A 12,394-nucleotide genomic window follows, 5' to 3' on the forward strand; every position below is an offset into this window, starting at 1 on the left:
TCCGCACCAGAAGTGCGGGTTCGGTGCGCGCGCGACAGCCAAGACACGTACGGATGCTGACCACTCTACAGGACGACACGCCCGGGCGCTGGAGCTGAGAGCGGAGCCGCTTTCGCGGCTCCGCTGCGACGCCAGCCCCGACGCCCGTCTCGAGCGTCGGTATCGCGCTGAAGCTCAGCGCTTCCGGGGCGGTCGGCTGCTGCGGCGAGGTCTCGTGACGCGCGCTTCGCGCGCTCCTCGACCTTGAGCGCTCCGCGGGCAACGCGGCTTCGCCGCATTGCGCGCTGCGCGCTCAATCCTCCATTACGGAGTCGGGTTGGATGTCGATCTTCGCGCCCGTCAGCTTTGCCGCCAGCCGCGCGTTCTGACCTTCGCGACCGATCGCGAGCGAGAGCTGGAAGTCGGGCACGAGCGCGCGCACCGCCCTTGTCTTCTCGTCGAGCAGGAACGCATCCGACACCCGTGCCGGGCTCAGGGCGCTCGCCACGAAGGCCGGCAGGTCCTCGGAGAAGTCGACGATGTCGACCTTCTCCTCGCCGAGCTCTGCCTGCACGGCCCGCACGCGTGAGCCCATCTCACCGATGCACGCGCCCTTGGCGTTGATGCCCGGCTCGGTCGCCCGTACGGCGATCTTCGAGCGGTGGCCGGCTTCGCGGGCGATCGCGACGATCTCGACCGTGCCGGCCGCGATCTCGGGCACCTCGAGCGCGAAGAGCCTGCGGACGAGCGACGGGTGCGTGCGGCTGACGGTGACCTGCGGTCCGCGCTGGCCGCGCTCCACCTTCGTGATGAAGACGCGCATGCGCTTGCCGTGCTTGTACTCCTCGCCCGGCACCTGCTCCTCGGGCGGCAGCAGCGCCTCCATGTCGTCGCCGAGCTTGACCTGCACCATGCGCGGGTTGGTGCCCTGCTGCACGACGCCGGCGATGATGTCGCCCTCGCGATCCTTGTAGACGCCCAGCACGCTCTCGTCGCTCTTGTCGCGCAGCGCCTGGAAGATGACCTGCTTCGCTGCCGTCGCGGCGATGCGGCTGAAGTCGTCGGTGGTCGCGACGGACTCGCCGATGCGGTTGCCGTCCTCGTCGAGCTCGGGCTCGTACAGCGTGACCTCGCCGGTCTTGCGATCCACCTCGACGCGCGGCTGCGGGGCGGCGGGGTCGACCTTCTCGCCCGACCGCAGGTGCGCCTGCAGGATGGCCTGCTCGATGATGCGGATGAGGTCATCCTGGGAGATCTCCCGCTCGCGCTCGACGGTCTTCAGCACGCTCAGTTCGATCTTCACTTGTGGGCTCCTCTTGTTCCTGCGATTCGTGCGGCAACGAATGCCGACCGGTCAGTCTACCGCCTCGGCCGCCATCGTCTCGGCGAGCGGATCAGCGCGCCGCTCCGAGCCGATGCACCTCCTGCCGCCGTGGAGGTCTAGCGTGTTGCCTCATGGACGTCCTCAACGATCTGATCCTCAGCGCCGGAGACTTCTGGTGGACGTGGGTCGTGCTGCCGATCCTCGCGGTGCTCGGCATCTACTTCACGGTCCGCTCGGGCGTCGTGCAGCTGCGCCTGGTGCCCGCGATGTTCCGCGTGCTCCGGGACAAGACCCCGAAGGCTCGCGACGGCAGCGCGCAGTCGGTCTCGTCGTTCCAGGCGTTCACGATCTCGGCCGCCAGCCGCGTGGGCGTCGGCAACATCGCCGGCGTCGCGACCGCGATCGCCTTCGGCGGCCCGGGCGCGGTGTTCTGGATGTGGACGATGGCGTTCATCGGCGGCGCCTCGGCGTTCATCGAGTCCACCCTCGCGCAGCTCTACAAGCACCGCGACTCCGACGGGTTCCGCGGCGGGCCCGCGTACTACATGCAGCGCGGCCTCGGGCAGCGCTGGATGGGCATCCTCTTCGCCGTGCTGCTCATCCTCTGCTTCCCGTTCGCGTTCTCGTCGCTGCAGGCGAACACGATCGTCGCGACCGTCTCGTCGACGGTCGGCACCGAGGTCGCATGGCTGGCGTGGGTGATCGGCATCGTCGTCGCCGCGCTCACGTCGCTCATCGTCTTCGGTGGCGTGCGCCGCATCGCCAAGGTCACCGAGGCGCTCGTGCCGACCATGGCGCTGCTCTACCTGGCACTCGGCATCATCATCGTCGCGATGAACATCACCGAGGTGCCCCGCGTGATCGGCGAGATCTACGCCGGTGCCTTCGGGTTCCAGCAGGTCGCGGGCGGCGCGCTCGGGGTCATCATCATGCAGGGCGTCAAGCGCGGCATGTTCTCGAACGAGGCCGGCCTCGGATCGGCGCCGAATGCCGGGGCATCCGCCGCCGTCACCCACCCGGCGAAGCAAGGGCTCGTGCAGACGCTCGGCGTCTACTTCGACACCTTCCTGGTCTGCTCGATCACCGCGTTCATCATCCTGGTCTCGACGCCCGACCTCACCGGCGCGGAAGGCGGGATCGGCCTGACGTTCGATGCCGTCACGGCGCAGCTGGGTCCCTGGGCCGGCATCCTGCTGTCGGTCATCGTGTTCCTGCTGGCGTTCTCGTCGATCATCGGCAACTACTACTACGGCGAGTCGAACATCGAGTTCATCACCGAGCACCCGCTCGCGCTGCTGGCCTATCGAATGCTCGCGGTGCTGGCGGTGCTGGGCGGCTCGGTCGTGGCGACCGGCGTGGTGTGGGACACCGCAGACACGCTCATGGGCTTCATGGCGGTCGTGAACCTGATCGCGATCGGGCTGCTCTCGGGTGTCGCGTTCAAGCTGCTGAAGAACTTCGACGAGCAGCGCAGGGCCGGCAAGGATCCGGTCTTCACCCGCGACATGCTGCCGGAGGTGCAGGGCATCGAGGTGTGGGAGAGCGTCGAGTCGGTCACCGGCCAGTGGGAGGCGGTCGACCCGCAGGCGACGTCGCAGACCCGCTGACCGCGAGACGCCGCAGGGCGCTGCCTCCACACGGAGCAGCGCCCTGCGGCGTTCGTGACGGCGTCAGCGGCCGAGCGCGCTCTCGAGCTGCGCGATCTCGACGGTGGACCGCTCCCCGGTCGCGCGATCCCACACCTCGACGCTGCCCTCCACGGCATCACGGCCGACGACGACGATCTGCGGCACGCCGATGAGCTCGGCGTCGCCGAACTTCACCCCCGGCGACACCTTGGGGCGGTCGTCGAAGAGCACCTCGAGTCCGCGGCGCTCGAGGTCGGCGACGACCGTCTCGGCGACCTCGAAGATGGCGGCATCGCGACCGGTCGCGACGACGTGCACGTCGAACGGGGCGACCTCGCGGGGCCAGACGAGGCCCTTCTCGTCGTGGCTGACCTCGGCGATCGCGGCCAGGTTGCGCGTCACGCCGATGCCGTACGAGCCCATCGTGACGGTGACGAGCTTGCCGTTCTCGTCCAGCACCTTGAGGCCCAGCGCCTCTGCGTACTTGCGGCCCAGCTGGAACACGTGGCCGACCTCCATGCCGCGCTCCAGGGTCACCGGGCCCGAGCCGTCGGGCGCGGGATCGCCGGCCCGCACGTCGGCGGCCTCGACCCATCCGTCGCCGGTGAAGTCGCGGCCCGCGATCAGGCCGAACACGTGCCTGCCCGGCTCGTTCGCGCCCGTGATCCAGCTCGTGCCGTCGACGACGCGCTTGTCGAGCAGGTAGCGGATGCCGGTGGTCGACTCCTCGCCCAGCACGGCGCCGGATGCGGTCCAGGGCCCGATGTAGCCCTTGACGAGCCCCGGGTTGGCCTTGAAGTCGTCCTCGTCCGCGGCCGTGACGGCAGCGGGCTGGAAGGCGACCTCGACGCGCTTCTCGTCGATCTCGCGGTCGCCCGGGATGCCGACGACGGCGAGCTCGCGCGTGCCATCCAGGTGCGTGAGGCGCAGCACGACGTTCTTGAGGGTGTCCGCGGCGGTCCAGTCGCGGCCGTCCTCGCGCGGGAAGCGCGCGTTGGCGTCGGCGACGAGCGTATCGATCGTCGGCGTGTCCGGCGTCTCGCGCACGACCGCCGCTGGCTGCCCCTCGATGGGCAGCGCTGCGGGCGCGACCGTCTCGAACGCCTCGACGTTGACCGCGTAGCCGCCGGCCGAGCGCACGATCGTGTCCTCGCCGACCGGCGTCGGGTGCAGGAACTCCTCCGACTTCGAGCCGCCCATCGCTCCCGCGTCGGCGGCGACGATGACGTACTCGAGGCCGAGCCGGTCGAAGATGCGCTCGTAGGCGTCCCGCTGGCGCTGATAGCTGGCCTCGAGCGCCTCGTCGGAGATGTCGAACGAGTACGCGTCCTTCATCGAGAACTCCCGGGCGCGCAGCAGCCCGGCGCGCGGCCGCGCCTCATCCCGGTACTTGTCCTGGATCTGGAAGATCGTCAGCGGTAGCGACTTGTAACTCGAGACCAGGTCCTGCACGAGCAGCGTGAAGACCTCCTCGTGCGTGGGCGCGAGCAGGTGGTCGGCACCCTTGCGGTCCTGCAGCCGGAAGATGCCGTCGCCGTACTCGGTCCAGCGGCCGGTGCGCTCGTAGGGCTCACGCGGCAGCAGCCCGGGGAACAGCACCTCCTGGGCGCCCGCCGCCTCCATCTCCTCCCGCACGATGCGCTCGATATTGCGGCGCACGCGCAGGCCCAGCGGCAGCCACGAGTAGAGACCGGCACCGGAGCGGCGGATGTAGCCGGCGCGCAGCAGCAGGCGGTGGCTCGCAACCTCGGCCTCGGCCGGGTCCTCGCGCAGGGTCGTGAAGAAGAGCTGGGAGAGGCGGATCACGACCCCGAGTCTAGATCGCCTCACCAGGGCTGCTCGACGCTGGGGCCTCCGCCCTCGCCCGGCTCACCCTCGTCGAACTGATCCTGCTGCTGCTGCTCCTCCTGCGCCTCCTGGTTCTGCTCCTCCAGCTGGTCCTGCGGGGTCTCCTCGCTCTGCTCCTCGCCCTCGCCGTCGCCGGACCCGTCCTCGATCTTCGACTCGATGCGCGGCACCGCGGCCTCGAACTGCGCTGCGGTGTCGGCCTCGGCAGGCAGCGGCTCGTCGAAGCAGCCCTCCGGCTGCGCGTCGATGAGCGCGAGCGCCTCTCTGTAGAGGCCGTTCGCGGTCTGCGTGTCCTGCGCCTCGCGCGCGACGTCACCCTGCTTCTCGATCGCCGTGGTGAGCGAGGCGATCATCACGCAGTGCTCGTGCAGCTCTCCCGCGGTCTCCGGCTCGCCGTGCAGCGCGAGCGCCTGCTCGATCGCGGCGCGCCCCTCGTCGAGCGTGCCGGCCATCGTGAGGTGCACGCCCAGCGCGAAGGGCGCCTTCCACGGCTCCACCCAGTTCCAGAACTCGAGCCCGCGCGCGGTTTCGGCCCCCTGGGCGTAGGCGCGCGAGTCGAAGCGGTCGATCGTGGACTGGGAGAGCACGTTCACGCTGATGAGCTTGCCGCCGAGCACGAGCGCGGCGATGGCCACCGGGATCAGGCCGAGCATGATCCACCAGCGCAGCGTGCGGCGCCGCGCGTCTGTGAGCGCGCGGCGCGGGGCCCGGGGCTGGCTCATCGCACGCCCTGCCGCTCGGTCAGACCCCGCGTCGTGCGCAGCGAGCGGGCGAGACTGAAGCCCTCCGCGGCGAGCAGCAGCGCGATCGGGATCCCGAGGATCCACGCCACCTCGAGCCGCGCCTCCTCGGTGCGGTTCAGGTCGGCCTCGCCATCGAGCGCCGCCATCGGGCCGAGCGCATCCTCGATCGGCAGTGCGGGCGCGCGATGCAGGTAGCTGATGCCGAGCTGGTCGGCGATGCCGCGCAGCCGCCCCTCGTCGATGCGGCTGACGGCGTCGCCGCCGGCCGGATCCTGCAGGTACTGCTCCTGCTGCGCGGGATCGAAGCTGGAGACGCGCATGCGGCCGCCCTCCTCGGTGCCGTAGCCGAGCACCAGGCCGCGGTCGACGTGACCGGCGACATCCGCGAACGACTGCGGCTCCCCGTCGGCCGTGTGCTCGCCGTCGCCGAGGTAGAACACGATCGCGGGCGAGGAGGGATCCGCGGCCTCGGTGCGCTCGAGCTCGGACAGCAGCAGGTCGTGGGCGGCCGCGACCGAGGTGCCGCGCGACTGCTGGGCGATCTCGGGCTTCAGCGCCCGCACCATCTCGATGACCGCGGAGCCGTCGTCGGTGAGCGGCACGCGCAGCGTCGCCTGCGAGTCGAAGGAGATGACCGAGATGTCGGCGCCCGCGAACGAGCGGGCGATCTCGACGACGTCGGCCTGCATGCCGGCGAGGCGTGGATCGGTGCCCCAATCCTCGGCGGCGACCGACTGCGAGGTGTCGACCAGCACGAACACGCGCGCCTGGATCGAGGCGGTCGGCACCTCACCGCCGGGCAGCGCCGGCCGGAAGGCCATCGCGATCGCCAGCAGCACGAGCAGGGTGCGGCGGATCCAGGCGAGCCTGCGGCCGCGGGCGACGGCGAGCTGCCACGCGCAGAGGCCGAGCGCGAGCACGCCGATGACGGCCACCAGGATCGGGAGCGTGGGTTCGAACGAGAGCATCACAGGCGCACCCTCCAGGCCACGGCGCATAGCGCGGCCACGATGACGAGCACGACCAGCGGCAGCGAGCCCGGACGGTCGACCACCTGGATCTGCGGCGGGGTCTCGATGTAGCCGGCCTCGATGGCGTTGACGCGGTCGACGATCTGCGGCACGGTCTGCGCGAAGTCGAGTGCGAAGTACGCCCCGCCGGTGCCCTCCGCCGTGTCGCGCAGCTCCTGCGACTCCATGTCGCCGCCCCAGTCGAAGGGGTTGATGGCGTAGACGCGCACCTCGTGGTCGACGGCGAGCTGGCCCGCCTGCGGCAGCGAGAAGATCTGCTGCCCGTTCACGACGTTGTCGGTGGCGAGGATGATCGACCGCGGCCGCTCGCTCGCCTCCAGGTCGGCGAAGTCGAGCACGCAGGAGGCCAGGCCGTCGCCGACGAGCGAGGCGCCGAGGCCGTTCGCGGTGCCCGCGAGGTAGTTGAACTGCTCGTCGGGGCCGAGCGTGCCGCTGAGGGCCCGCTGGTAGCGGCCCAGCTGGTCGGCGATGTAGTCGTAGTCGCTCGTGAGCGGGAACGACATGACGCTGGAGGCGTCGAAGATGCGCATGCCGATGCGCTCACCGTCGAGCTCCGAGGCGATCTGCTGGTAGACGCCGAGGATCTCGGCATCGACGTCGACCATCGAGCCCGACACGTCGAGGCAGAGCATGATGTCGCGCTTGTAGTCGTCCTCCTGGTTGGCGTGGATGCCCGACGGCCGGGCGCCGACCGTGCCCGCGACACCCGCGCCGAGCAGCGAGAGCAGCAGCGCACCGCCGATCCACAGCCGATAGCGCAGCAGCGCGCTGCGGAAGGCGGCGAGCGCCGTCATCCGATCGACGTGCGCGACCGGCAGGCCCTGATCGCGCTTGCGGCGCGGCAGCCAGAGGCCGAGCGCCGCGAGCACGATCGCCACGACGATGAGCGCGCCGAGCATCCACGGCCACAGCAGCATCACATCCATGTCGCCACCACCTGCCTGGCGGCCGAGATGGCGGCGTCCGGGTCGTGCTTGGCGGCGCGGCGGAACGACGACGGGTAGTACTGCGAGACCGCGCCCTCGACGGAGGGGAGGTCGGCCTCACCGAGGTCGCGCAGCGTCATGACCTCCGCCACGACGCCGGTCGACTCGTGCGCGAAGAAGCGCAGCACCAGGCTGAGCCGCTGTGCCAGCTCGCGCGGGCCGAGGTCGCCGGCCGCGTGCTCGGCAGCGACCTCATCGATCAGGCCCAGGTACTTCTCCTTCACGCTGCGCACGTCGATCGGCACGGGCGGCGGCGGCGGCGGCTCGAGGATGCCGCGCGGCCGCGTCCACAGCCAGCCGAAGGCGTAGGCGGCGACGACGAGCAGGATCGCGCTCGCGCCCAGCACCCACCACGGGCCGTAGCCGAACGGCCCGTAGGTGTCGGGCGCTGGCAGCAGCGCGAGGTCAGCGGCGCGCACGGCGGTGCCTCTCGAGCAGCGTGAAGAGCGCGGCGATCGTGGTGGTCGACGATGCGATGCGGGTGGATGCGATGCCGAGGGAGCGGAGCCCGGCTTCGAGCCGCGCGCGCCGCTCGGCGCTCGCGCCGTCGAAGGCGCGGCGCAGGCCGCGATCGCGGCGCAGGAACGCGGGCAGCCCGACGCCGGTGTCGACGCCGACGAGCTCGCGGTGGTCGCCCGCGCGCGCCATCAGATCGGCGTCGCCGACCGACACCCACAGCACCTCGTGCCGTGCGTGCAGGCGGCCGAGGTGCACGTCGAGGTCGTGCGTGTAGGCGAGGTCGTCGGCGATCACGATGATGAGCGAGCGCCGGCGCATCCGTCGCACCGCATGCTCGAGCACCGCCTCCAGGTCGGAGTGCGGACCGTCGACGGCGATCGCCTCGTGGATGCGCCGCAGCATGCGCTCGAGGTGCGCCTCGGAGCCGCCCTCCTGCATGTCCTGCCGCCGCTCCCGGTCGCCCATGAGCAGGGCGACGCGGTCGCCGTGGCGCGTCGCCAGGTAGCCGAGGATGCCCGCGGCGAGGATCGCGAGCTCGCGCTTCGACTCCCCCGACTCCGCCGTCGCCGCCATGTTGCGGCCGGAGTCGACGACCAGTAGCACGTTGTGCTGGCGGGAGGCGATGTAGCGCTTGACGAGCGGCACGTGGCTGCGCGCGGTGGCCTTCCAGTCGATGTCCTTGACATCGTCGCCCGGCTGGTACTCGCGGAGGTCGTCGAAGTCGTGGCTGCGGCCGTGGTGGATGGACGCGTACTCGCCGTCGAGCAGCTCGAGGGTGCGACGATGCGCGTGAATCGACATGGTCGTCTTCACCTTGCGCAGCCGCCGCTCCATGGCGAGTCCTACGGGGTCCGCACGGCGCCGAAGACGGCGTCGATGATCTGCTCGCTGCTCACGCCATCCGCCTCCGCCTCGTAGCCGAGGATGATGCGGTGGCGCAGGATCGGGTGCCGCAGGTCCTTGACGTCTTCCGGGATCACCCAGTCGCGGCCCTGCACGAGCGCGAGTGCCCTGGATGCCTGCGCGAACGAGAGCGACCCGCGGGGGCTCGCGCCGTACTCGATGTAGCCGGCCAGCTGGGCTCCGATGTAGTCCTGGGCGTGGCGGGTCACGTACATGAGCTGCACGACGTAGTTGGTGATCGCCTGATCGACGTAGACACGCTTCACCAGGCCCTGCAGGAAGCGCACGTCCTCGAGCGTCGCGACGGGCTGATCGTGCCCGTCGTCGAAGACGCCCGCCTCGGCGCGGCGCACGATCTCGGCCTCCTCCGTCGGCGACGGGTAGGTGAGCACCTCCTTGAGCAGGAAGCGGTCGAGCTGCGCCTCGGGCAGCGTGTACGTGCCCTCCTGCTCGATCGGGTTCTGCGTGGCGAGCACGATGAAGGGCGCCGGCAGCGGATGCGTCTCGCCGCCGATCGAGGTCTGCCGCTCCTGCATCGCCTCGAGCATCGCCGACTGGGTCTTGGCGCTCGAGCGGTTGATCTCGTCGAGCAGCACGAAGTTCGCGTGCACCGGTCCCAGCTGCGTGCGGAACTCGCCCGAGTGCTGGTCGTAGATCTGCGTGCCGACGATGTCGCTGGGCAGCAGGTCGGGCGTGCACTGGATGCGGTGGAACGAGGCGTTCACGGACCGCGCGAGGGTGGCGGCGGCCGTCGTCTTCGCAAGGCCTGGCACCGACTCCATGAGCACGTGGCCGCCCGTCAGGAGCGCGACGAGCAGCGAGCGCAGCAGCTGGTGCTGGCCGACGACCGTCGACTGGAAGGCCTGCTCGATCGAGCGGATGATCGCCTTCGCGCGCTCCAGCTCCTCTGGCGTGATGGGGTCGCGTCCGGGGACTGCAGAGGTCACGCGTTGCTCCTTGGGCTCGATCGCCGCGGGCGCCGCGGCTGGGTCTGACTGGCTCTCGCCTCGGTCACGGTATCTGCTCGTCCACGGTGGCCGCTGTGGAGTCACTGCTGACGGGCGCGGCGCGTGTCGCCATGACTGCCGCGATGACGATGATGGCGATCACCGGCAGCATCGAGAGGTTCAGCCCGGCATACCCGACCAGGCCGAGCACCGGGCCGGCGAGCGCGCCCGCGGATGCGCCTGCGAGCCCCATGAAGAGGTCGCTGCGGCCCTGCAGTGCGGGCCGCAGATCGGCGGGCACGGCACCGGCGACGACGGTCGATCCCGCGACGGTCACCGCGCTCCAGCCGAGGCCGAGCAGCGCCAGCGGGATCGGTGCCAGGCCGGAGTCGAGCGCCACGCCCGAGAGCACGGCAGCGGTGAGCATGGCGGCTCCGGCGATGACCACGCTGCGTCCGCCGATCCGGTCGGTCAACCAGCCGAAGACCGGCGAGAGCGCGTACATGCCGGCGGTGTGCGCGCTCATCGTGAGCCCGATCATCGGCAAGCCGTGGCCGTCGTGGCCGAGATGCACGGGGGTGAGCGCCATCACGCCGACCATCACCGCTTGGCCGCCGGCGATCGTGATGACCGCGGCGAGGGCGCGCGGATGCTGCAGCAGGCGCAGGCGCGGGATGGCGCGGTCGGTCGGCGCGACCATGCCGCGTGCCGTCAGCAGCGGGTCGGGTCGGAGCCCCGCCCAGAGCATCACGGCAGCGAGGACGAGCGTCGCCGCGGAGATGAGGTAGGCGCCCACGAGGTGCGGCAGGCCGAGTGCGGTGCCGAGCGCATCGCCCGCGGGGATCAGGTTCGGCCCGACGATGACGCCGATCGTGGTCATCCACACCACGAGCGAGAGGTCGCGGCCGCGGCGCTTGGGCGACGACAGGTCCGTGGCGGCGAAGCGCGACTGCAGGTTGATGGCCATGCTCGCGCCGAGGATGGCGAAGCCCGGCAGCACGATCAGCGCGCTGTTCAGTGATCCGCCGACCACGAGCGTGATGGCCCCCAGCAGCGCGATGAGGGCGCCGGTGGTGAGCGAGATGCGGCGCCCGCGGCGGTCGGCGAGCCGCGCGAGCGGCACGGCGAGCAGCGCACCGCCGAGCGTCAGCATGGTGGCGGCGAGACCGGCGAGGGCGGGATCGCCCGTCACCTGCTCGACCAGCAGCGAACCGACGCCGAGCGCGACGCCGTTCGACAGGCCGCCCAGCGCCTGCCCGGCGGAGAGCACGGCGAGCGTGCGCCGCTGCACGGCACGGACGTCGACGTCGGACACCGCCGTCATGCGCGCATCATCGCGCCGGTTCCGCTCGCCACGCCCGGTCAGGCCGTGACGATCTCGGCCTCGCCCGAGGGCAGGCCCTCCTCGTCGGCGATGCGACGCGCCTCTTCGATGAGCGTGGCGACGATATCGGCCTCCGGCACCGTCTTGACGACCTCGCCCTTGATGAAGATCTGCCCCTTGCCGTTGCCGGAGGCGACGCCGAGGTCGGCCTCGCGAGCCTCGCCCGGTCCGTTCACGACGCAGCCCATGACCGCGACGCGCAGCGGCACCTGCACGTCCTTGAGGCCCTCGGTGACGGCATCCGCCAGTGAGTACACGTCGACCTGTGCGCGGCCGCACGACGGGCAGGAGACGATCTCGAGCTTGCGCTCGCGCAGGTTGAGCGACTGCAGGATCTGCATGCCCACCTTGATCTCCTCCACCGGCGGTGCCGAGAGGGAGACGCGAATCGTGTCGCCGATGCCCTCGGCCAGCAGGATGCCGAACGCGGTCGCCGACTTGATGGTGCCCTGGAACGCGGGCCCGGCCTCGGTGACGCCGAGGTGCAGCGGCCAATCGCCGCGCTCCGCCAGCATCCGGTAGGTCTTCACCATCACCACCGGGTCGTTGTGCTTGACCGAGATCTTGAAGTCGTGGAAGTCGTGCTCCTCGAACAGGCTCGCCTCCCAGACTGCAGACTCGACGAGCGCCTCGGGCGTCGCCTTGCCGTACTTCTCCAGCAGGCGCGGGTCGAGGCTGCCGGCGTTCACGCCGATGCGCAGCGACGTGCCCGCGTCCTTCGCGGCCTTCGCGATCTCGCCGACCTTGTCGTCGAACTTGCGGATGTTGCCGGGGTTCACGCGCACTGCGGCGCAGCCCGCGTCGATCGCCTGGAAGACGTACTTGGGCTGGAAGTGGATGTCGGCGATGACCGGGATCTGGCTCTTCTTCGCGATGATGTGCAGCACATCGGCGTCGTCCTGGCTCGGCACGGCGACGCGCACGATGTCGCATCCCGTGGCCGTCAGCTCGGCGATCTGCTGCAGGGTCGCGTTGATGTCGGTGGTCTTCGTCGTGGTCATCGACTGCACCGACACCGGTGCGTCGCCGCCGACGAGCACCTTGCCGACCTTGATCTGTCGGCTCTTGCGGCGGGGCGCGAGCGTGAGGGGCTCGGGCTTGCCGAGGTTGATGGCTGCCATGCCCCCAGCCTACGCGGCCCCCGCCTCCGCCCGCCGTGTTC

Annotated in this window: 11 protein-coding genes; 1 reads left to right on the forward strand and 10 read right to left on the reverse strand. The window is 70.8% G+C overall.

The genetic code is table 11. The features are described from left to right. Nucleotides 1-292: 292 nt before the first annotated feature. Nucleotides 293-1,282: a transcription termination factor NusA gene (gene nusA, locus ABG090_RS08690; RefSeq protein WP_347754087.1), complete on the reverse strand. Its 990-nt coding sequence runs from the start codon at nucleotides 1,280-1,282 to the stop codon at nucleotides 293-295. A 152-nt stretch (nucleotides 1,283-1,434) separates the two neighbouring features. Here nusA and ABG090_RS08695 point away from each other — a divergent pair, with 152 nt between their 5' ends. Then, nucleotides 1,435-2,910: an alanine/glycine:cation symporter family protein gene (locus tag ABG090_RS08695; protein WP_347754088.1), complete on the forward strand. Its 1,476-nt coding sequence runs from the start codon at nucleotides 1,435-1,437 to the stop codon at nucleotides 2,908-2,910. Between the two features lie 63 nt (nucleotides 2,911-2,973). On the opposite strand, the gene ABG090_RS08700 is transcribed toward ABG090_RS08695, so the two are convergent. From ABG090_RS08700 to ispG, 9 genes are all read right to left on the reverse strand, one after another. Further along, complete coding sequence (locus ABG090_RS08700; RefSeq protein ID WP_347754089.1) at nucleotides 2,974-4,737, reverse strand: proline--tRNA ligase; 1,764 nt, start codon at nucleotides 4,735-4,737, stop codon at nucleotides 2,974-2,976. Nucleotides 4,738-4,757: 20 nt separating this feature from the next. Next, entirely contained in the window at nucleotides 4,758-5,501 is a 744-nt protein-coding gene (locus ABG090_RS08705; protein ID WP_347754090.1) for a hypothetical protein, read from the reverse strand. Next, nucleotides 5,498-6,490 (reverse strand): VWA domain-containing protein, encoded by a 993-nt coding sequence (locus ABG090_RS08710; RefSeq protein WP_347757571.1) that lies wholly within the window; start codon nucleotides 6,488-6,490, stop codon nucleotides 5,498-5,500. The genes ABG090_RS08705 and ABG090_RS08710 overlap by 4 nt, the downstream gene beginning before the upstream one ends. Beyond that, nucleotides 6,490-7,479, reverse strand: coding sequence for a hypothetical protein (locus tag ABG090_RS08715; protein ID WP_347754091.1), 990 nt, complete (start codon nucleotides 7,477-7,479; stop codon nucleotides 6,490-6,492). The genes ABG090_RS08710 and ABG090_RS08715 overlap by 1 nt, the downstream gene beginning before the upstream one ends. After that, nucleotides 7,470-7,958: a hypothetical protein gene (locus ABG090_RS08720; RefSeq protein ID WP_347754092.1), complete on the reverse strand. Its 489-nt coding sequence runs from the start codon at nucleotides 7,956-7,958 to the stop codon at nucleotides 7,470-7,472. Before ABG090_RS08720 ends, ABG090_RS08715 begins: the two co-directional genes overlap by 10 nt. After that, nucleotides 7,945-8,832 carry a DUF58 domain-containing protein gene (locus ABG090_RS08725; RefSeq protein ID WP_347754093.1) on the reverse strand — a complete coding sequence of 296 codons (888 nt, stop codon included), beginning with the start codon at nucleotides 8,830-8,832 and terminating at the stop codon, nucleotides 7,945-7,947. The genes ABG090_RS08720 and ABG090_RS08725 overlap by 14 nt, the downstream gene beginning before the upstream one ends. An 8-nt stretch (nucleotides 8,833-8,840) precedes the next feature. After that, the gene (locus ABG090_RS08730) at nucleotides 8,841-9,848 is read right to left on the reverse strand and encodes a MoxR family ATPase (RefSeq protein WP_347754094.1); all 1,008 of its coding nucleotides are present in this window, start codon (nucleotides 9,846-9,848) and stop codon (nucleotides 8,841-8,843) included. A 64-nt stretch (nucleotides 9,849-9,912) separates the two neighbouring features. Then, complete coding sequence (locus ABG090_RS08735; protein ID WP_347754095.1) at nucleotides 9,913-11,172, reverse strand: MFS transporter; 1,260 nt, start codon at nucleotides 11,170-11,172, stop codon at nucleotides 9,913-9,915. Between the two features lie 38 nt (nucleotides 11,173-11,210). Continuing rightward, nucleotides 11,211-12,353: a flavodoxin-dependent (E)-4-hydroxy-3-methylbut-2-enyl-diphosphate synthase gene (gene ispG / locus ABG090_RS08740; protein ID WP_347754096.1), complete on the reverse strand. Its 1,143-nt coding sequence runs from the start codon at nucleotides 12,351-12,353 to the stop codon at nucleotides 11,211-11,213. Between the last annotated feature and the right edge of the window lie 41 nt (nucleotides 12,354-12,394).

Source organism: Agrococcus sp. ProA11 (genome assembly GCF_039880525.1).
GTDB classification, from domain to species: Bacteria; Actinomycetota; Actinomycetes; order Actinomycetales; family Microbacteriaceae; genus Agrococcus; species Agrococcus chionoecetis.